Origin of the sequence: Streptomyces sp. JHA26 (assembly GCF_002005565.1) — a bacterium.
GTDB lineage: Bacteria > Actinomycetota > Actinomycetes > Streptomycetales > Streptomycetaceae > Streptomyces.
Genome location: NZ_BDJC01000072.1, coordinates 1 through 20,063, shown reverse-complemented (window position 1 = coordinate 20,063; position 20,063 = coordinate 1). Strand labels below are relative to the sequence as shown.

At 67.5% G+C, this 20,063-nt stretch carries 13 protein-coding genes and 3 pseudogenes; 10 read left to right on the top strand and 6 right to left on the bottom strand.

Going from position 1 to position 20,063, the window contains the following annotated elements:
- Window positions 1-41 precede the first annotated feature (41 nt).
- Complete coding sequence (locus JHAT_RS29940; RefSeq protein WP_143660539.1) at window positions 42-1,655, bottom strand: cellulose binding domain-containing protein; 1,614 nt, start codon at window positions 1,653-1,655, stop codon at window positions 42-44.
- A 498-nt stretch (window positions 1,656-2,153) separates the two neighbouring features.
- Between JHAT_RS29940 and JHAT_RS29935 the strand changes: the two genes are divergently transcribed.
- Window positions 2,154-3,431 (top strand): cellulase family glycosylhydrolase, encoded by a 1,278-nt coding sequence (locus tag JHAT_RS29935; protein WP_077801412.1) that lies wholly within the window; start codon window positions 2,154-2,156, stop codon window positions 3,429-3,431.
- A gap of 250 nt (window positions 3,432-3,681) precedes the next feature.
- On the opposite strand, the gene JHAT_RS29930 is transcribed toward JHAT_RS29935, so the two are convergent.
- Both JHAT_RS29930 and JHAT_RS35590 read right to left on the bottom strand, forming a co-directional pair.
- Window positions 3,682-4,050 (bottom strand): helix-turn-helix domain-containing protein, encoded by a 369-nt coding sequence (locus tag JHAT_RS29930; protein WP_077801411.1) that lies wholly within the window; start codon window positions 4,048-4,050, stop codon window positions 3,682-3,684.
- Window positions 4,051-4,731: 681 nt separating this feature from the next.
- Window positions 4,732-4,888 (bottom strand): annotated as a pseudogene (locus JHAT_RS35590) (DUF475 domain-containing protein); the annotation flags it as partial.
- Between the two features lie 180 nt (window positions 4,889-5,068).
- On the opposite strand from JHAT_RS35590, the gene JHAT_RS35585 reads away from it, so the two are divergent.
- Together JHAT_RS35585 and JHAT_RS29920 are read left to right on the top strand one after the other, a co-directional pair.
- A complete protein-coding gene (locus tag JHAT_RS35585; protein WP_107482061.1) occupies window positions 5,069-5,179 on the top strand; it encodes a transposase in 111 nt (36 codons plus the stop codon).
- A 25-nt stretch (window positions 5,180-5,204) separates the two neighbouring features.
- Window positions 5,205-5,459 (top strand): annotated as a pseudogene (locus JHAT_RS29920) (response regulator transcription factor); the annotation flags it as partial.
- A 148-nt stretch (window positions 5,460-5,607) separates the two neighbouring features.
- Here JHAT_RS29920 and JHAT_RS29910 read toward each other — a convergent pair.
- Window positions 5,608-8,148, bottom strand: coding sequence for an MMPL family transporter (locus JHAT_RS29910; protein ID WP_077801410.1), 2,541 nt, complete (start codon window positions 8,146-8,148; stop codon window positions 5,608-5,610).
- 153 nt (window positions 8,149-8,301) lie between these two features.
- Here JHAT_RS29910 and JHAT_RS29905 point away from each other — a divergent pair, with 153 nt between their 5' ends.
- From JHAT_RS29905 to JHAT_RS34800, 3 genes and pseudogenes are all read left to right on the top strand, one after another.
- On the top strand, window positions 8,302-8,898 hold the full coding sequence (locus JHAT_RS29905; RefSeq protein ID WP_030864013.1) for a TetR/AcrR family transcriptional regulator: 597 nt from the start codon (window positions 8,302-8,304) through the stop codon (window positions 8,896-8,898).
- Between the two features lie 314 nt (window positions 8,899-9,212).
- Window positions 9,213-9,407, top strand: a complete 195-nt coding sequence (locus JHAT_RS29895) for a hypothetical protein (RefSeq protein WP_003973114.1) — start codon at window positions 9,213-9,215, stop codon at window positions 9,405-9,407.
- Window positions 9,404-9,693: pseudogene (locus JHAT_RS34800) on the top strand (type II toxin-antitoxin system death-on-curing family toxin); the annotation flags it as partial. The gene JHAT_RS29895 and the pseudogene JHAT_RS34800, both read left to right, overlap by 4 nt.
- 428 nt (window positions 9,694-10,121) lie before the next feature.
- Here JHAT_RS34800 and JHAT_RS29885 read toward each other — a convergent pair.
- Window positions 10,122-11,687: an ABC transporter substrate-binding protein gene (locus JHAT_RS29885; protein ID WP_003973111.1), complete on the bottom strand. Its 1,566-nt coding sequence runs from the start codon at window positions 11,685-11,687 to the stop codon at window positions 10,122-10,124.
- A 446-nt stretch (window positions 11,688-12,133) separates the two neighbouring features.
- Here JHAT_RS29885 and JHAT_RS29880 point away from each other — a divergent pair, with 446 nt between their 5' ends.
- A complete protein-coding gene (locus JHAT_RS29880; RefSeq protein WP_077801408.1) occupies window positions 12,134-14,731 on the top strand; it encodes a collagenase in 2,598 nt (865 codons plus the stop codon).
- 165 nt (window positions 14,732-14,896) lie between these two features.
- Window positions 14,897-16,132 (top strand): protease, encoded by a 1,236-nt coding sequence (locus JHAT_RS29875; protein WP_077801407.1) that lies wholly within the window; start codon window positions 14,897-14,899, stop codon window positions 16,130-16,132.
- A gap of 173 nt (window positions 16,133-16,305) precedes the next feature.
- On the opposite strand, the gene JHAT_RS29870 is transcribed toward JHAT_RS29875, so the two are convergent.
- Complete coding sequence (locus tag JHAT_RS29870; protein ID WP_011030530.1) at window positions 16,306-17,298, bottom strand: LysR family transcriptional regulator; 993 nt, start codon at window positions 17,296-17,298, stop codon at window positions 16,306-16,308.
- Between the two features lie 242 nt (window positions 17,299-17,540).
- Between JHAT_RS29870 and JHAT_RS29865 the strand changes: the two genes are divergently transcribed.
- Window positions 17,541-18,056 carry an ATP-binding protein gene (locus JHAT_RS29865; protein WP_077801406.1) on the top strand — a complete coding sequence of 172 codons (516 nt, stop codon included), beginning with the start codon at window positions 17,541-17,543 and terminating at the stop codon, window positions 18,054-18,056.
- A gap of 574 nt (window positions 18,057-18,630) precedes the next feature.
- Complete coding sequence (locus JHAT_RS29860; protein WP_234353242.1) at window positions 18,631-19,956, top strand: hypothetical protein; 1,326 nt, start codon at window positions 18,631-18,633, stop codon at window positions 19,954-19,956.
- Window positions 19,957-20,063 lie beyond the last annotated feature (107 nt).

Sequence of the window (20,063 nt, the reverse complement as noted above, 5' to 3'; positions counted from 1 at the left end):
CCCGTTATTGAACCGGTATAGTTGATGCGGTCAGCTTTCCGTCACACTGACGAGCAGGCTGTTCCATTCAGCGTGAAGGAGCCGGGAACGCCGTTCGTGCCGGCTTGCGAGGCGCCGCTGAACCCGAAGTTCACAGTCGCTCCGGGTGCGATGGACGTGTTGTAGCCCGAGGGGTGGGTCACGGTCACGCTGCGACCGTCCTGGACGCGGGTGGCGTTCCAGATCTGCGTGACGGACTGGCCACCGGGGAAGGTGAACGACAGCTCCCACCGGTCGACCGCCGTGCTGCCGGTGTTGTGGATCGTGACGTCCGCGTTGAAGGTGGTTCCCCAGTCCGACAGCCGGTAGTCGATCCGGCATGGTGTGCCGGCCGTGGGTGACGCGGTGGGTGTGCCGGGCGGGTCCGGCGTGGTGGTCGGCTCGGGGGTCGTCGTCGGCTCTCCGGTGGAGGGCGAGGAGGTCGGGGTGCCGGTCGGGGAGGTGCGACCGCTCTTGGCGGCCATGCGGGCGGAATGGGCACGGAACACGTCGAGTTCCGGATCGCCCTGGGTGACGCCGAACTTCCCGTCGATCTCGCGGTCCTGGTACCACCAGAAGGCGCTGCCGTCACCGCCGGCCGCCTCGAAGTCGGCGTAGATCTCGCTCCACCAGGCCGCCCGGTCGACGTTGTGGACGTTGAACTCGCCCATGAAGAAGGGCTTGCCAACCTTCTCGTGCGAGTCGGTAATCCAGGCCCGGACCAGCTCCTTCGTCTCGTCCAGGGTCAGGTCGGCCCAGTACTCGGTCGGGTAGGGATGCGCCGAGGTGAAGTCCAGGTAGGGCGACTGCTGGAGGTGGACGAAGGGGTTGCCCTCGTCGCCGCCGAAGCCGTACTGCGTGCCGTGTCCCTCGATGCCGGCGCCGAGCAGGTGGTTGGGGTCGATCTCCTTGACGAAGGCCCCCATCTCGTCGACCCAGGCGCGCAGCGTGGTCCCCTCGACGTTCTCCTCGTCGCTCTGGCCCTCGTAGCGCGGCTCGTTCATCAGGTCCCAGGCGAAGATGGTCGGGTCGTCCTTGTACTTGACGCCGCTGTAGTGGTTCGTCCGGTTGAGGGCGTGGCTCACGTAGTTCTTGTAGGACGTGAAGCACCCGGGGCAGCGGTCCTTGTCGAAGAACGCGGCACGGGCGGGCTGCCCACCGGACAGTCCCTCCCAGCCCAGGCGCGTGTCGATGCCGCCGTATGCCTCCCAGTAGTTCTCGAAGACCGGCATGAGGCGCAGCCCGTGCGTCCTGGCGGACTCGATGACGTAGTCGAAGAGCGCGAACTGCTGCTCGTCGTAGACGCCTTCGGACTTCTCGAAGCCGTGCCAGCTCTCGTGGCTGAACATCCACAGCCTCACGACGTCGACACCGTCGTCACGCATGCGTGCCATGTGGGCGTCGATGCGTTCCTTGTCCATGTACTGCGACTCGGTGTCGCCGGAACCCGACCCGAAGGTGAACAGGTCGTAGGCGTTGGCGCCGGCGAAGTAGTACTCCTCGCCGTCGAGGCAGAAGCGGATCCCGCAACGCGTCACGAAGGAGTCCTCGGCTGCGGCCGAGGCCGGGGGCGGGCGCATGAGCGACAGACACGCGCCCGCCAACGCGGCCACGAGCAGGAGCACCAGAGGCGTCACATACCGTCTGGATGAGGGGAGGGGGTGAGCATGCATAGCGGCTCTCTCGTTCGGAGGTGACTTGCATGTACCGGTTAACCGGGGAGGAACGTAGGGGCGTCTACTTCGACTGTCAATCAATCGCGCAGAGTGCGTTCTTGCTGGTAACCGCCCCCTCCTGAACGCCTCTTGGCGCTGGGCAGCGCGTTTAGCGGTTTAGTACGCCAGGGCTTCTCGACTCGCTGAAACGAATCTTGAACCGTCTATTGACATGGATGGAACATCCGGTGCCTCATGGTGTGGCGCTGGGCGGTCCGCAGCCCCTCCGGCTGCCTCGTCGTCCCCGTCACACCGCTAGTCCGGCGCCTGCTCCGCAACCCCCGACGCCTGTGAGGGCCTGTGTCGGGCGGCACCTTCCGCCGCCGCCTGACATCGTTGTCATCCACATGTGCCGGCACCGCGCGTCCAGCGCACCCGGTCCGGTGCCATACCCCGTCCCACTCACCTCCGAGGAGACACATGCGAAAGCCAGGAAGCACGCTCATCACGACGGCGGGGATGGCGTTCGCCGCCGTCCTCGGCCTGCTGCTCTCACTCGCCGGGCCGTCAACCGGCAAGGCGGAGGCGGCGGACGGCGGTATCCACGTCAGCGGCGGACGCGTCGTCGAGGGCAACGGCAACGCATTCGTCATGCGCGGCGTCAACCACGCCTACACCTGGTACCCCGAGCAGACCAGCTCCATCGCCGACATCGCGGCCAAGGGTGCCAACACCGTCCGCGTCGTGCTCGGCAGTGGCGGCCGCTGGACGAAGACGAACGCGTCCCAAGTCTCCACGCTCATCGAGCAGTGCAAGGAGAACAAGGTCATCTGCGTCTTGGAGGTGCACGACACGACCGGGTACGGCGAGGACGGCGCCGCGACCAGCCTGGACCAGGCGGCCGACTACTGGATCAGCGTGAAGAGCGCGCTGGAGGGCCAGGAGGACTACGTCGTCGTCAACATCGGCAACGAACCCTTCGGCAACACGAACTACACCGCGTGGACCGACGCCACCAAGGCGGCCATCACCAAGCTCCGCGGCGCCGGCATCGACCACGCCCTCATGGTCGACGCACCCAACTGGGGCCAGGACTGGTCCGGCACGATGCGGTCCAACGCGGCCTCGGTCTTCGCCTCCGATCCCGACCGCAACACCATCTTCTCCATCCACATGTACGGGGTCTACGACACCGCCGCCGAGGTACAGGACTACCTCAACGCCTTCGTCGGCAACGGACTCCCCATCGTCGTCGGCGAGTTCGGCGACCAGCACAGCGACGGCAACCCCGACGAGGACGCCATCATGGCGACGGCCCAGTCCCTCGGTATCGGCTACATCGGCTGGTCCTGGAGCGGCAACGGCAGCGGGGTCGAGTACCTCGACATGGTCAACGGCTTCGACCCGAACTCGCTGACCAGCTGGGGCGACCGCTTCTTCAACGGCAGCAACGGCATCGCTGCCACGTCCAAGACGGCCACCGTCTACGGCGGCGGTGACGACGGTGGCGGTGACGACGGCAGCACGGGCGGCACCGCTCCCAACGGCTACCCGTACTGCGTGAACGGCAGCGCCTCCGACCCGGACGGCGACGGGTGGGGCTGGGAGAACAGCCGCTCGTGCGTTGTCCCGGGCGGGCTCGCGCCCAACGGGTACTCGTACTGCGCCAACGGCAGCGCCTCGGATGCCGACGGTGACGGGTGGGGCTGGGAGAACAGCCGGTCCTGTGTCGTCCGGGGCGGCGCGGCGGATCGCTAACCGGCGGATGCGGTAGTGCCCCGCCCAGGGGAAGTCCCAGGGGGCGGGGCATTCACCCGTACGGCGACGCCAGGCGTTGACCACGGACGTGAGGATCCGAATCTGGGCCGCCTGGGTGCCGCTTTGTACAGCGCGACCAGGAGCTCCAGAAACGGATCACGGCCGGCCGCGCAGGAGTCCCGTTGCTCCGCCACGCGAAGGTGCAGGGCCGCGTAAGGATGAACGTGCCGGGTTTGAGAGGTGCAGAGATTCAGGGTTCGTCAGTCTGCGGCTCGTCGGTCGAGGTCACAGGTGGGTGGCAGAGCCCACTGGAAGGCTGACGGAGCCTCGTCGTAGATGGAATATGAGTGGTGCGGCATCCGGTGCAGGCATCGCTATACTCCGGATCCCCGCTTTCGAGTACGCGGAGCAGGGACGCCGTAACGACACGCGTCTTACGGCCGATGCGTAGCACGCGGCACGGAAACTGCCCGCTGCGGATCAGGTCGTATCCCTTGGCCCGTGAGAATCCAAGCGCCCGTGAGGCGTCCTCCACACTCCCCGTTCCGTCCCAGGTGGCGCGGATGTGGGCAGGGCTATAGCGAGGGCTACTCAGAGTCTCTTCGCTCTTCGTGGGCATTCGGAATTCCTCCGTCCTGGCGGCGAGTAGCCCAGGCAGGGCCTACAGACGTCGCACGCGCGAGTCATCACGGTGTCCATCAATACTCCGCGTTGTCGCCGGTTTGGCTAACCGGCCATTCGGCGCTATGTTGCCCTCCTTTGTGGATCCAGGCTGAATGGGTGGGGCACGATCCCAGAGGCGGATCGGCAGAGTTCAGAACGTCAGGCCGTTGACTTGGACTGTGACGAAGGGCAGCGGACACCGCAGGTCGGTTGGCGGCTGCACGGGTTTCCGATGACGTCGCACGTTGAGTGCGTGGCGATTTTGGAGCCTGCCGCAAAGGGGCTCTGACCTGCATTTTTCTTGGCTGGATCAGGAGCGGCCTGTTGCGCTCGACCTGTTCTCCAAAGCGCACGACGTAGAGCTTGCGGACCGCTCGTGAAAGCCGCCTGACCTGGCGTTGCACGAGCGGTGCCGCGATGTCGGCGTGGTCGGCCCTTCTCCTGGCGCGAAGGGAAACCGAAGGTCTTGACGCTCGGGTGAGGCTATTTCTGAAGGGTCGTCACCGATTGGGGAGGCAGGGCCCTGCCTCTCGCGCCCGATGAAGCCGCCAGGACTCGGCGAAGCCGGGCCAGGTCGCAGGCGACGACGGGCGTGATGCGGCGCTGGTCCGGTGGTGCGGTCAGGTTCTCTCTGCTCCAGGTAATCGTCGAGGGTGCCCTGACGGATCAGGTAGGCGGTCAGGGACCGCAGGGTGCAGGGCGTCGACGCCCAGGTCGAGGATCATCAGGGCGCTGTCATTGGTGATGGCGAAGGCGCCGATCACACCGTCGACGGAAACGGTTGCGTTCAGGAGTCTGTGCAGGCGCCGCACCGGCACGGTCTGGAAGCTCGGCTCCGACCGCAGCTCGCCGCCAGTCCGAGAGGAGCCGATACTGTCCGGTGCCGGGTGAGCCTTCGTGCAGGCGTTGCTGCCCCCGCTCGGTAGGCCGGGGCAGCAACGCTTGCACGATCGGCCGGTACTCAACGGGATCGTGTGGAGTTTCGGACCGGAACGGCTTGGCAGGACGTGCCCGAGCGGTACGGCTCCTGGGCCACATTGCACACCCGCTTCCGTCGATGGGTGAAAGGCGGCACCTTTGAGTGAATGGGGGGTTCCGCACCCCCGGGGCCTCGCGCCCACCGTCGCCGACCGGCTGATGAACCGGCTCCGCGCTCCCGCCACCAACCTGACCCGACGTGAGACCGAAGTCCTCTCACCGGTCGCCGACGGACTGTCCGACCAGGCCATCGGCGCACGCCTCCACTTGACCGAAGGCACCGTCAAATATCACCTGGCCTGCATCTATGCCAAACTCGGAACCGACTCGCGCACCGCCGCTGTGGCCACTGTCACCGCCATCGACCTCGGGCTCATCCGCCGCTGAACAGTATGTGGTGGGCGGAGTTTCCGTTCTCCACGACTTCTCTCGGTTGTTGGCGTGATGTCGGTGGCTGTCCCGCCCGGCCGGGGCCCGCACGGCGATGGCGATGATGTGCACCGCGTGTCCGATCGAGTCCCTCTGCGGGGGGCGGTTACAGGGCTGGAGTTGGGCTCGGGGCTGCGGCCGGTTGAGGGAGCCTGCCTGTGCGGCGGGCCCAGATTTCGAACGCGATAGTCATGAACGGGGGTACGGCGGCCAGCAGGGCGAAGATCGTGGTCCGGCCCAGCCGCCACTTCAGCCGGATCGCGACCAGGACGGTCAGGAACACGTAGACGATGAAGGCGGCGCCGTGGAGGGTGCCGAAGATCCGTACGCCGAGTTCGGTGGTTTCAGGAATGTACTTGAGGTACATCCCGACCAGTAGACCTGCCCACGTGCACGCTTCGATGACCGCGATCCAGGTGAACGCGCGCAGCAGACGCCCGGACCCGGTTTCGGCAGCCTGAGCGGCCGGCGCGTCGGCGGAAGGAGGTTCGGGAGTGGGCGTGGAAGGCGTCGGGGTGCCTGGGCGTGCGGGCCACAGGGCGCGGTCGCCGAGCAGGCGGACGATGGCGGGGACCAGGAGCGGGCGGATGAGGAAGGTGTCCAGCAGGATGCCGCAGGCCATGGCGAAGCCGAACTGGAACAGTTCGCGGATCGGCTGGGTCATCAGGACGGCGAAGGTCGCCGCGAGGATGAGGCCCGCGGAGGAGATGACGCCGCCGGTGCGTGTCAGTGCGGCGGTGATCGCCTTCGCTGGGGGCTGGGTGCGCAGTTCCTGCTTGAACCGGCTCATGATGAAGATGTTGTAGTCGACGCCGAGCGCGACGAGGAAGACGAAGATGTACGCGGTGACGCGGTTGCCAATGCCGTCGTCACCGAGGACGGTCACGGTGAAGAAGGTGGTGGCGCCCAGGGTGGCCAGGAACGACAGGAGCAGGGTCGCGACCAGGTAGAGCGGGGCAAGGAGCGAGCGGAGCAGCAGGACGAGGACCACGGTGACGATGGCTAGGACCAGCAGCACGATGAGGGTCGTGTCGCGGTCGAGGGCGGAGCGGATGTCGGCGTTCTGCGCGGTCTCGCCGCCGATGAGCACCGTGGCGTCCTGGACGCCGGCGGCCTGGGCTGCGGATTGTGTGGCCTGCTTGAGGGGACCGATCGCGTCGAGTGCCTTGGAGCTGTAGGGGTCGAGGTCGAGGATGACGTCGTAGAAGACGGTCTTGCCGTCCTTGCCCATGCGGGGGTCTGCGACACGGCTGACGTGATCGGCGTCGGTGAGCGCGGTGGCGATGTCGGCGGGTGCGGGGCTGGAGCGCAGGTTGTCCTGGGAATGGACGACGACGGTACTGGGGGCGATCTCGCCGGGCCCGAATTCCTCCCGAATGAGGTGCTGTCCGTGCTCCGACTCGGTGGCGGCGCGGAAGCCGCTGAGGGTGTTGAAGCTCTCCTGGTAGCCGAGCAGTCCCGCGCTCAGTACCACCAGGAGTGCGATCACGGCCGAGGCCACCTTGACGGGGGCCCGTGCGACCAGGGCGGCGATGCGGTGCCAGATGCCTGCGCCGCGACTGCGTTCGGCGGCCTTGTCCACGCCCCCGGGCCAGAAGACGCTCCTGCCCAGCAGGAGGACCAGGGCGGGGATGAAGGTGAACGCCACCAGCGCCATGACGGCCACGCCCAGAGCGAGGTACGGTCCGAAGCCGTGAAGTGCCGGGGAGACGGCCACGAGCAGGGCAAACATGGCGAGCACGATGGTCGAGGCGCTGGCGAGGACGGACTCGGCGGTGCGGCGCACGGCGGTCTGCATCGCGCGGGCGCGGTCTGGCTCGTCGAGCAGGGTCTCGCGGTAGCGGGCGGTGATGATCAGCGCGTAGTCCGTGCCCACCCCGAACAGCAGCACGGTCATGATCGAGGCGGTCTGGGAGCTGACCGTGATGACTCCGGCGTCCGCGAGAATCGCGCCGAGAGTCTCCGCCACGCGCATAGCCACGCCCACGGCAAGAAGCGGCACGAGCGCCATCAGGGGCGAGCGGTAGATCGCCAGCAGGATGATCAGGACGAGCACGACGGTGGCCAGCAGCAGGACTTTGTCACCGCCGCTGAAGACCTTCACGGTGTCGGTGGCGATCCCGGCGGGGCCGGTCACCGCGACGTCGGCGGGCCCGGCCCGGTCGGACGCGAGGGCACGCACCTCGTCGACCGCATTCTGGAAGGACTCGTCCGAGGGGCTGCCCTCCATGGGCACGATGACCAGCTGAGCACCGCGGTCCTGCGAGACCAACTCGGCCGCAGCGTCGGGAGCGGTCACCGTGGAGACCACGCTCACGACATGGTCGGGTCGGCTGGTTCCGGAAAGGGCCGAGGTGATGGCGGCGACCGATTGCGTGGCGCTCTTCGCGGCGTCGGTGCCCTTGCCGCGGACCACGATGATCGCCGGCGTCGCGTCCTGGCCCGGAAGCTGGGCGCGGACGAGATCACGGGCCTTCATGGAGTCCGAGGCGGCGGGCGGCAGGTTGGCGGAGGCGTTGTCCTCGACGGATTCCAGGGCCGGGGCGACCCCGGCGAGGAGGCCCGCGATCAGGACCCAGAAGGCCACCACCACGGCGGCGCGCTTCTTCGATCCCAGGAGACATCGCAGCAGAGCGGGGGAGTTCATCGGTTGCATCGGGCAGCCTTCGGCAGGAAGTACGGACAGAACTTAGCGACAGGGTGTCTCTAAGTTGCGTCAAGCTAACACGCCCCCTCGGCCTCTCGGGCGTGGGGGTAGGTTGGCGGGAGACGGCACAGCGTCCGAGGTGAAGCGGAGAAAATGCCCAAGATTGAAGCCGGCAGCGTCCGGGAGCACCGGGCGCAGCGGCTCGCGCAGCTGATCGACGCGGCCGAGGAGCTCCTGGAAGAGGGCGGTGCCGAAGCCCTCACAGCCGGAGCGGTTGCCGCGCGAGCCGGGATCGCCCGCAACAGCATCTACCGCTACTTCAACTCCATCGACGACCTGCTCGAACTCGTCGTCACCCGCGAATTCCCCGCCTGGATCGACGCAGTGGAGCAGGCCATCGCGGCCGAGACCACACCCGCCGCCCAGGCTGCCGCCTACGTCAGGGCCAACCTCGAACAGGCAGCTCGCGGCACCCACGGCTGGCGGGCCGCGCTCTCGCGCGACTCGCTCTCCCCGTCGGCGCGGGAGCGGGTGAGGAATCTGCACATCTCGCTACACGAGGCGCTCGCCCGGGTCGTGCGCGAACTGGGGCAGCCACAGCCCGAGCTGACCGTGGCGGTGGTCCAAGCAGTCGTCGATGCGTGCATCCGCAGAATCGACCAAGGCGACGATCTGACAACCGTGTCCGACTTCGCGGCCGGAGCGACGCGTCGACTGCTCGCGGATGACGACTTGCCACATCACCCGTGACGCACCCCGTCCAGGCGGCTCGCAGGCCCGTCGACAGCGAAGCCCCGGCAGAACGAGCCGGATCTTGAGCCGCACCGGACCGTGACGCAGACCGCTGGTGGCTCATGCCTCGTCTCATCCGATCTTGCCACCGGGCGGCCGACCGGTCAGTGCCCGACGCCCATCGATTACGAGGTCCACGACCCGAACCAGCGCGTTCAGTGCGTTGACGTTCGTGGTGCGCTCATTGGTCACCCGGCCTCTGGGGGGCACCAGCGCTTTTAGGGCACGAGACTCGACGGTGGCGCGTGATACCAGGCAGGCATCATGACCTTATGGCGATGACACTCCGGCTTCCCGACGACCTGGACACGAAGCTTACGGAGCGGGCTCGTGGGGAGGGTTGCAGCAAGCAGGAACTTGCCATCGGGGCCATTCGTGATGCCCGGGACCGGGCCGAGCTGAAGGTCGATGACGTTCTGGCCGGTCTGATGGACAGCGATGCGGAGATTCTGGACTACCTGAAGTGAGCGGCGTGCGCTACCTCCAGATCGACGAGATCCTGGCCATCGTGCGCACGGTCAACGGTGCCGAGCACAGCGTGCGTGACATGGGCCTCCTTGTGTCGGCGATCGAACGGCCCCGGACGAACGTCTTCGGAGCCGAGCTGTATCCCACCCTGCACGAGAAGCCGCGGCACTACTGCACTCCGTCGCCCGCAATCACGCGCTGATCGACGGCAACAAGCGCACCGCCTGGCTCGCCATGCGCGTCTTCCTGCGGTTCAACGGCGCCAGCGCCAGTACCGTCCCGCCGCACGGGCGCCGGCCCGACGGACCCGAGGCCCGTCACGCGCTGCTCACCAGCAGCCCTCTCCTCAGCAGCGCACTGGGACCGGCGCTGCTGATCGCCCTGTCCGCCCTGGGGGTTCTCGCCCTGGACACGGCGTTGTGGGTCTCGGTGGTCAGTGAGGTGGCGGCGCCGGCCCGGTGGGGCTTCGTGGGCGGGCTGCGTGTCGGCGCCGGGCGTCTGGGAGCCCTGATCGCCGGCGTACTCAACGCCGTGATCGGTCTTGGCGTGGTCGCTGTCGAACTCATCGCCGGGCACTGAGAGAGCCTGTGGTGGTGTTCGCGGAGCGCATACGGTGGCAGACCGGTCGGAATCCTCGGCGCCGCGGCCGGAGCGGTCCCGGCACCCCGGCGAACAGCCGCACGTCCCCGTCCGGTCGGGTCAGGTCCGAGCCGTCAGATCCAGGTCAGTCGCCACAGGCGCAGAAGCCCGGTGCCGTCCACCGCGTACTGGCCGCCGCCCACGTCCTCCCCGGACACCACGAAGTCCTTGGCCTGCCACAGCGGGACGACGGGCACGTCGCGGGCGACGATCCGCTGAAGGGCTTCGAGGTCGGCTTCGGCGTCGCTCCGGTCGGCGAAGCGCTGACTGCTCGTGATCAGCCGGTCGGCGGCCTTGCTGCCGTACCCCGTCGCCATGGTGCCGTCCGTGCCGACGAGAGGACCGCCGAAGGTGTCGGGATCGGGGTAGTCGGCGACCCAGCCGACGGCGTAGGCGTCGAGCTCTCCCTCGGCCCAGCTCTTCTGGAATTCGTCCCATTCATATCCTCTGAGGGTCACCTTGAACAGCCCGTCGGCCTCTAGTTGCTTTTTCACCTCCGCAGCCTCCTCGTGGGCTGATCCGCGTCCCGCCGCGTAACCGTAGGTGAAAGACAGCGGGATTTCCTCACCGGCCTCGACGAGGAGGCGGCGTGCCTTTTCGGCGTCCTTATGAGGGTAGTTGTCGAAGAAGGAGGTGGTGTGGCCCGTGATGCTCGTCGGGATGAGGGAGTAGAGCGGGTCCACGGTTCCGTCGTAGACGTCGTAGGAAATCCGGTCCCTGTCTATCAGCCAGGCCGCCGCCTGCCGTGCGCGTCTGTCGTGAAACGGCTTGCCGCGGCGGTTGTTGAGATACAGGTTTCGAGTCTCCGCGCTCTGCGCCTCCGTCACGCGAAGCCCCGGATCGCTCGGGTTCAGATCGGCGAGCATTTCGGGGGGAAGCTGTCTGAGGGCGACATCGATGCGGTGGGATATCCAGGCCCGGGCGAGTGAGTCGGGGGTGTCGTAGAAGTGGAGTTCGATCGGCCGGCCGGTGTTCTCGGCGGCGCCCTTGTACCGAGGGTTGGGCGAGAGGGAGATCTTCTCGCCCTTCGCGTAGGAGACGACGCCGTACGGTCCGGTCCCGTCGATCCGGCCGTCCGAGCGCAGGGAGTCCGCCGGGTACGTGGTCGAGTCGACGATCGAGCCCGCCCCGGTCGTCAGCTTGAAGGGGAACGTGGCGTCCGGTGCGGTCAGTCGGAAAGTGACGGTCCGGTCGCGGGCGTCCATCGACTCGATGGTGTCCAGGAGGGACGACGGCCCCACGTCGGAATCTATCTTCTTGACCCGTTCGAACGAGAACCGGACGTCCTTGGCTGTCATTCTGCGTCCGCTGGAGAAGGTGATGTCATCCCGCAGCCGGCATCGATAGGTGCGTAGGCCGGAATCGGTGAAGGAGCAGCTTTCGGCTGCGTCGGGAACGGGCTCCGCCACTCCGGGCTCCAGGGTCAGCAGTGTCTGGAAGACATTGCTGTACAGAGTGGTCGAGCCGGAGTCGTAGCCGCCGGCCGGGTCGAGTGACGTCGGCGGTTCCGTCGTCCCGACCTTGATGGTGGTGCCCTCCTGGTCGTCCGTCGGGTAAAGCAGCAGACCGGCTGCCAGTGCCGTGGCGATCACCGTGGGTGTGATGACGGACGCACGGATGTGCGCACGAATAGGTCTCATGAGGCTCGTCCTCGCAAGATCGAGACGAACAGGAATTTTCGTACCCCTGGGTGGAGAGTGCGTCGGCCAAGTATGCGCAGGCGTCGCTTCCTTCGGAGCCCGACGGCACTTCCGGAACGAAGTCTTATGACTGACACGGTGGAACTGCTATGCCCCGTTCGGCGAGAGGGCCGCCAGGGGTCGGCACCCCCTCTCAGCAGCCGTTCCGCCTCGTCTCCGGTGGTCCTGCGGACCCGCTTGCGCGGGTCCCGCCCACGGTCTCACTCCTCGATGCCATTCCCTGTGCAATGTCACCTGTGCCATGTTCCGTGTTGCAGGGCGTGGCCATGCCAAGTCGGGAGGTCGTTCGTCTTCCGTCAGGTGGCAGTGCGGTACTCCGTTTCCCACGTCCTCTCCCCCTTCAGTCGGCCGTGCTCCGCACGGCCGGATCCCTCATGGGAGGCGCTGTGAGAAAGTCACTGGTACGGCGAGGTCTGGGGGCGGCGCTGCCGCTGGCCCTGACCGTCGCCATGAGCGTGGGCCTGCTGTCGCAGCCGGCCGGCGCAGCCGGGAACACCGGGTCCGTCGTGCACGTCGCGGCGGACGACCCGGAGCACGCGGGACCCCCGCCCGTCGCGCAGTCCCCCACCGCCGAGACGGAGCACGTCGCGCAGGGACGCACGAAGGCGTCCGAGCTTCCGCCCGTGGCCGCGAGTAAGGACGCGCTCAAGGAGGTGTACGGCAAGACCGCGAAGGCGCCGGTCCGTCCCTCGAAGTCGACGGACAAGGCGGTCGCCGGCAAGACCGGCAACTCCCGTGCGCGTGCCGCCGCGTGCAACGTCTCCGACTTCACCAGCCGGAGCGGCGGCGCGCTGGTTCAGCAGATCAAGGCGTCCACGACCGACTGCGTCAACACCCTGTTCAACCTGACCGGGAACGACGCCTACTACGCCTTCCGTGAGTCGCAGATGACCTCGGTCGCCTACGCCCTGCGCGACGGCTCGACGTCCTACCCGGGCAACGCCTCCACCGGTATGCCGCAGCTCGTGCTCTACCTGCGCGCCGGCTACTACGTGCACTACTACAACGCCGGCACGGTGGGCACCTACGGCAGCAGCCTGCAGACCGCGATACGCGCCGGGCTCGACGCCTTCTTCGCCAGCCCGCACTCCCGCGACGTCAACGACGCCAACGGCGAGACGCTCGCCGAGGCCGTCACGCTCATCGACAGCGCCGAGGAGAACGCCCGCTACATCCACGTCGTCAAGCGACTGCTGGCGGACTACGACTCCACCTGGAACTCGTCGTGGTGGATGCTCAACGCGGTCAACAACGTGTACACGGTGACCTTCCGCGGTCACCAGGTGCCCGCGTTCGTGAGTGCCGTGCAGTCTGACCCCGGCCTGATCGACGCGCTCTACAACTTCGCGAGCGGCCACCTCGCGCTGCTGGGAACGGACCAGTCCTACCTCACGTCGAACGCGGGACGTGAACTCGGCCGGTTCCTGCAGCATTCCGCACTGCGCTCCAAGGTCAGCCCTCTGGCCGGCGGCCTGCTCAACTCCAGCTCCATCAAGGGCCGGACGGCCCCGCTGTGGGTCGGTGTCGCCGAGATGACCGACTACTACGACAAGGCCAACTGCTCCTACTACGGCACCTGCGACCTCCAGGCACAACTGGCCCGCTCCGTCCTGACGGTGACCTACCCATGCAGCTCCAGCATCACCATCAAGGCGCAGCAGATGACCTCGGGCGAGCTGTCCTCCAGCTGCAGCAGCCTGCGCAACCAGGACGCCTACTTCCACAACGTGGTCCGTGACAACGGCCCCGTCGCGAACGACAACAACAGCACCATCGAGGTCGTGGTCTTCGACTCCAGCACCGACTACCAGACCTACGCCGGCGCGATGTACGGGATCGACACCAACAACGGCGGCATGTACCTGGAGGGGAATCCGTCGGCGGCCGGCAACCAGCCGCGCTTCATCGCCTACGAGGCCGAGTGGCTGCGTCCGAACTTCCAGATCTGGAACCTCAACCACGAGTACACCCACTACCTCGACGGCCGCTTCGACATGTACGGCGACTTCAACGCCAACATCACCACCCCGACCATCTGGTGGGTCGAAGGCTTCGCCGAGTACGTCTCCTACTCCTACCGCGGCGTCCCCTACACCGAGGCCACGACCGAGGCGGGGCGTCGCACGTACGCGCTGAGCACCCTGTTCGACACCACGTACAGCCACGACACCACGCGCATCTACCGCTGGGGCTACCTCGCCGTGCGGTACATGCTCGAGAACCACCGCGCCGACATGGACACCGTCCTCAGCTACTACCGCGCGGGAAACTGGAACGCCGCCCGCAGCTACCTGACCGGCACCATCGGCACCCGCTACGACAACGACTGGTACACCTGGCTGGCGGCCTGCGCGGCCGGCAACTGCGGTGGCGGGGGCACCAACCCGCCCGGGAACCAAGCGCCCACCGCCGCGTTCACCACCGCCGTCCAGGGCCTGAACGTCACCTTCACCGACCAGTCCACCGACGCCGACGGCACCATCGCCTCCCGCTCCTGGAGCTTCGGCGACGGCACCACCTCCACGGCCACCAACCCCGTCAAGACGTACGGGTCGGCCGGGTCCTACACGGTCAAGCTGACCGTCACCGACGACAAGGGAGCCACCGCCACCGCCACGAGGACGGTCACCGTCGGCAGCGGCGGAGGCGGCGGCACCGAATGCACCGGGACCGACACTCGGGAACTGGGCCAGAACTGCCAACGCGGCAACCAGTCCGCCACCACCGGCAACTACGCCTACCTGTACCTCTACGTCCCGGCCGGCACCACCCAGCTGAAGATCACCACCTCCGGCGGGACGGGCGACGCGGACCTGTACTACAGCACCAGCGGCTGGCCCGGCACCACGAGCCACACGCAGCGGGCCACGGGAGCCGGCAACAACCACACCCTGACCATCACCAACCCGCCGGCCGGCGCCAACTACATCAGCCTGCACGCCGTCAGCAGCTTCAGCGGCGTCACCGTGAGTTCCGCCTACTGACCCACGGCTCCGCACCAAGGCACGACCCTCACGACGGCCCGGGGCGGCTCTCCCCGCCCCGGGCGGCGTCCGGGGCGGCGGCAGGGGGGGAGACCTCCGTCGCCCCGGACCGAGAACACATCGCCCGCCCGCACACGGGCATCCCTACCTCCCAGGAGGCAGAGCGTGAAGTCATTACCCGCACGCAGGCGACGCTGCGCCATGTGGTCCCTCATCATGTCCGTCGGTCTTACCTGCGCACTCGCCACACCCGCCGTCGGCAGCGGTGACCAGGGCACGTCACGGCTCAGCGCCTCGCAACAGGCCGCGGCCGGCCAACTCGCAGCGGACCAGCACATCTCCACCCAGGAGGCACAGCGGCGCGTACTGCGGCAGGAGCGGCTCACCGGCGTCGCAACAGCGCTGCGTGAGCGCCTGGGTTCCCGCTTCGCAGGAGCCTGGATCGACCAGAAGCACGGCGGCAGGCTGACCGTCGCCGTCACCCGGTCGACGGCCACGGCCCTCGTCGAGGCCCGGTCCGCGCAGGCTCAGGCACCCGACACGACCACCGTCGTCGTCGACCGCAGCCTGCGGCAACTCGACCGCATGTCCGCAGGACTGGCCCACCGTATCGCCGCAGCGAACAAGGGCGCCGCCCACGGCCTGCAGTCCGCGGTGGTGGTGCAGGACAACAAGGTTCGTCTGGACCTGCCACGGGGCAAGACCCTCACCCCCGCCCAGCACGCAGTCGTGGAGTGGGCGAAGCGGACCCTCGGCGATGGCCTCGAGGTCAGCACCTACGCGCATGCCTCCGAACCCTTCTACTGCGGCGGCCAGTACTCGTGCGACCCCCCGCTGCGCTCGGGCCTGGCCATCTACGGCACGAACGTCCGCTGCTCCAGCGCCTTCATGGCGTACAGCGGCAGCAGCTACTACATGATGACCGCCGGCCACTGTGCGGAGGACAGCTCGTACTGGGAGGTCCCCACCTACAGCTACGGCTACCAGGGGGTCGGTCACGTCGCCGACTACACCTTCGGCTACTACGGCGACTCCGCGATCGTCAGGGTCGACGACCCCGGCTTCTGGCAGCCGCGCGGCTGGGTCTACCCCTCGACCCGCATCACCAACTGGGACTACGACTACGTCGGCCAGTACGTGTGCAAGCAGGGCTCCACGACCGGCTACACCTGCGGGCAGATCACCGAGACCAACGCAACGGTCTCCTACCCAGGCCGCACCCTCACCGGCATGACCTGGTCCACCGCATGCGACGCTCCCGGTGACAGCGGCAGCGGCGTCTACGACGGCTCAACGGCCCACGGCATCCTCAGCGGAGGGCCGAACAGCGGATGCGGCATGATCCACGAACCGATCAGCCGAGCACTGGCGGACCGCGGGGTCACGCTGCTGGCCGGCTAAGCAGCCCGGGCGGACCGTGAGTACGCCGCCCCGGTGCACATCAGGAGGACGTCGACCGCCGCACGCGCGGTCGGCGTCCTTCCCCGTGCTCCGCTCCGTCCGCCACCCAGCGGAGTGGGGGCGGGGGCGTGGCACGTCGTGCATGCCGCAGCGCGGTGGAACCCGTCGGCCGATCAGACCGTACCGGGGAGCGCCTTTCCGGCTCCGTTCGTGGGACGGGCGGGTGCGTATGCGCGCGTCACCCATTTCTGGAAGTGCGGAGCCTGCGACAGCAGTTGCCAGTGGGCGCGTACGGCATGGTGGTGCACCACCTCGACGGCCGACGCCTCGACCGAATCCCGCCGCCAGACGAGCAGATGCCGCTGCCACAGCGGATCCCCCGCGAGGGGTTTGACCAGTACTCCGCCCACCGGGCGCATGGTGGGCTGGACGGCGGCCACCCCCAGACCCTTGGCGATCATCGACTGCAGTTGGTCGAGCATGTGGAACTCGTGGGTGACGGCGGGCCTGAATCCCGCGGCCCCACAAGCGTCGTAGAAGGCGCCGGGCCAGCCCACCCCGTCGTCCGCGGAGACGAACCACGCGTCCTCCGACAGGTCGGCCAAGGACACCTCCAGCCGGTGCGCCAGTGGGTGATCGGCAGGGGTGGCCACGAACACCGGGACGGTTCTGATAGCTCGGTGGTCCAGCTTCGGAGAGTGTCGAAGAGGAAGCCCTGGGTAGTCGCAACCCAGGGCGACGTCGAGCTCGCCGGCCTCTAGGAGATCGATGAGTTCTCCGGTCGCGTACACACTGCTGACCGAGACGGTCAGATCGGGGCAGGCTTCACGGAGGACGTCGAGCAAGGTGGGTACCACCGGTGTGTTGATGGCCCCGAGGCGAAGCCGACGTGTCGCCCCGGACGAGCGGGGAGGCCGCAGCCGTGCGAGATTGTCGGAGAGCGCCAGGATCTCCCGGGCCCGGCCGACGACCTGGGCGCCGTAGGCGGTGAGCTCCACGCCCGCGCTGCTGCGCAGGAAGACCCCCTCGCCGAGCAGCCCCTCGATGCGGCGCAGTTGGGTACTCATCGCCGGCTGGGTGTATCCGAGCGCCGCAGCAGCCCGGCCGACGCCCCCCGCGTCGGCTATCGCACACAGCACGCGCAAGTGGCGCAGCTCAAGTTCCACGGGGGCACCTCGCTCCGGGCGAACAGAGTTCCATTATGCGCCAGGAGGAAGGCGGTGGGGAATCCGGGACGGCCTGACGCCTTCGGTCGACCAGTAGCCCGAGGGTTATGGATGAGCCGGAGCCTCTGGTATGGCCTGGCCGGTTGTTCCCGGGTGACCGCCGTGGAAATCTCGGACCTGCGTGTTGGTCCGCAGAGGCGACTGCGGAAGCCTGAAGCGCACCGCCATCGAGGAGCGACATCATGCCTCACACCTGCATCAGCTTCACCGTCGAAGCGACCGGGGCCGCGGTTCACCGCGCCCGCCACCGCGTCTCCACCGCGCTGAGCTGGTGGGGAGGGCCGGTCGAGGAAGAGCTCCGCTTCAGCGCGGAACTCGTGACCTCCGAGCTCCTCACCAACGGGCTGCGGCACGCGGGCGGGCCCATGACCGTCGAGTTGACGCTGGTGCACGACATGGTCGTCGTCGCGGTCCTCGATGACAGCCGGGAGCTGCCGCGGCCTCGGCAGACGGAGGCGGACGACGAGTGCGGGCGGGGACTCGCCCTGATCGAGGACCTCAGTCTGATACGGGGAGCCGAGACCACTTCCCGCGGGAAGCGCTGCTGGGCGGTTCTGCCGCTGCGGACGCCACAGGAGCGGGCTATCGAGTCGGCTCCGGCTGAGGAGGCGGACCACGGCTTCGAGGCGGACCGGGAACGCTGGTCACTGGCTCCCCAGGGAAGCGGACTACTGGCGAGTCTGTTTCCGGCGATGTGAGCTCGTCCTCCTCGGGCGGCCCAGTAGCCGACCCAGGGCAGGCGGGTGTGCCTGAGGGCGTGATGGCGCTCGTCTGACGCTCTGGCCGCTTTCAAGCTGCACAGCGAGCCGAGAAACGCCTCTGACCTGGCCTTTTCTGCGGATGCCTCAGGCCGACATCTTTCTGATGACGCACCACGTGGAGTGCGTCGCCATCCTCGAACCGGCCGCGAAGGGCTCCTGACCTGCGGTTTTGTGCGTGCGCATTATGTGCGGTGTGGGCGTTACGGGCGATATCTTGACGCTGAAATGACGCTCGTGACGCTCATTTGACGCTCGTTCTGATGGGGTGTCAGGCGCTTTGTAGGGCAGGTCAAACTGTGTCAGGGTGGCGAGCACCGCTGGTGCGACGAGGGCAGGCGACGCTGGGTGCAGACCGACTGAGTCCCGCTGGTCAGATGTCCGGAAGAGATCAGTGAGCGCCGTGACCTGCAGTGATGGGCGTGTGATGGTCGCTGACCTGTGCGAATAACTTTTCGGTTCTTTCCCGTTCGTGCCGGTTGATGGGTTCCCAGAAAAGACCCAAGGGGTCCTGATGATCGACGACGACTCTTCGGCCTCCGACGACAGTGAGCCGGCGGTGCCGGCCAACTTTCGCATGCCCTATGGCGAGCGGCCTGTCGCGCGAGCCCGGCGGGCGAAGGCACAGGAGCTGATTGAGCGGCTCGTCACCGAGGGCCGCGTCCGGATCAATGATCACGATGACGACGAGCTTGCGGAATGGCGGCGCGTCGTCAACTATGCGAAGCGGCACGGCCTGGAACCGGCAGGTAAACGCATCGAGAAGGTCCCGCACGGTGGGCCGGGGCTGGAGCTGTTCCTGGCGGAGGGACCGCATCCCAACGCGCGGAGTCAGCGGCCGAAGGAGGGCAGGGCTCTGGTTCCTGTCCCCTCACGACTGGGGCACCTGCATCCGATGGTGACCGCGCTCAAAGACGACGAGAGCCGGTTGGTGATGCCATCAACATTGCGCCGAAGGTCGCTCCTGCTGTTGCAGGGACTGGCGGCTGAGGCAGTCCGGCGAGGCCACGAGGTGCGGAAGGCCGGGTCGTCCTTCTACCCGCGCGAAGGGGGAGTGGATGTCGCTGTGGACGACTTCGCGTATACCGTCACGGTCAGGCAGGAGTTCCCGGAGTCCACAGATCCGGAGCGCTCCGCTCGGCTCGTCGTAGAGATCGCCCATGGCCTGACTGATCGGCCCGGTCGCTGGCGGGATCGGAAGACCCGGACGCTTGAAGAAGCCCTGGGTGTGATCCTTGGAGAGATCGAGGCACGAGCGGGGGACGACACTCGGCGCAGGCAGGATGAACAGCAGGCCAGGGCAGAACGTGAGGTCCGCTGGCAGGTTGCCATGGACGTAGCGAGGGAACAGGCTGTCCGCGAACAACTTGCCCAGGTGCTTCGTGAACAGGCCGGGTGCTGGCAAGAGGCAGCTGTGCTCAGTGCGTACTGCACGGCATTGGAACGCCGTATCGGCGAGTTGGACGGTGCTGCGGACGAGTCGGCTCTGGGATCGGCCCGACGCTGGCTGCAATGGGTAAGGGGGTACGTGAGGTCGATCGACCCCTTGAGTAGGCTCCCAGAGATGCCGCACACACACGAACCCACGCCGGAGGAACTCAAGCCGTACCTCAGGGATGGAGCCCCCACGGACCGCAGTAACCAACCCCGCGAGACCCTGCGCTGGCAGACCCCAGCCCTTGCCTTCGCTGGCGCTCTCGCACCATCAACCCTGCAACGTTGCGACGACCACGCGAAATATCCCCCCGGCCAACGGGTGAAGCAACGGGAACACCAAGGTTCTTTCCCCCCGATAGAGTCTCGTTGGCCAGGAGCGTTGACGGGAGTGGGGCATGAGTAAACTGCACGTCGGGTACGTCCGCAAGGCGATCGAGGAGCGCTTCACCGGCCTCATCGACATGACGGACCAAGCACGGTTATCCGACGAGAAGCGGCATCAAGCTTTCC

Coding starts and splice junctions, on each gene's coding strand:
- JHAT_RS29905 (WP_030864013.1), top strand. CDS start 8,302: ATGCCCAAGATTGAAGCCGGCAGCGTCCGGGAGCACCGGGCGCAGCGG.
- JHAT_RS29910 (WP_077801410.1), bottom strand. CDS start 8,148: ATGAACTCCCCCGCTCTGCTGCGATGTCTCCTGGGATCGAAGAAGCGC.
- JHAT_RS29895 (WP_003973114.1), top strand. CDS start 9,213: ATGGCGATGACACTCCGGCTTCCCGACGACCTGGACACGAAGCTTACG.
- JHAT_RS29935 (WP_077801412.1), top strand. CDS start 2,154: ATGCGAAAGCCAGGAAGCACGCTCATCACGACGGCGGGGATGGCGTTC.
- JHAT_RS29885 (WP_003973111.1), bottom strand. CDS start 11,687: ATGAGACCTATTCGTGCGCACATCCGTGCGTCCGTCATCACACCCACG.
- JHAT_RS29860 (WP_234353242.1), top strand. CDS start 18,631: ATGATCGACGACGACTCTTCGGCCTCCGACGACAGTGAGCCGGCGGTG.
- JHAT_RS29930 (WP_077801411.1), bottom strand. CDS start 4,050: ATGCCCACGAAGAGCGAAGAGACTCTGAGTAGCCCTCGCTATAGCCCT.
- JHAT_RS29865 (WP_077801406.1), top strand. CDS start 17,541: ATGCCTCACACCTGCATCAGCTTCACCGTCGAAGCGACCGGGGCCGCG.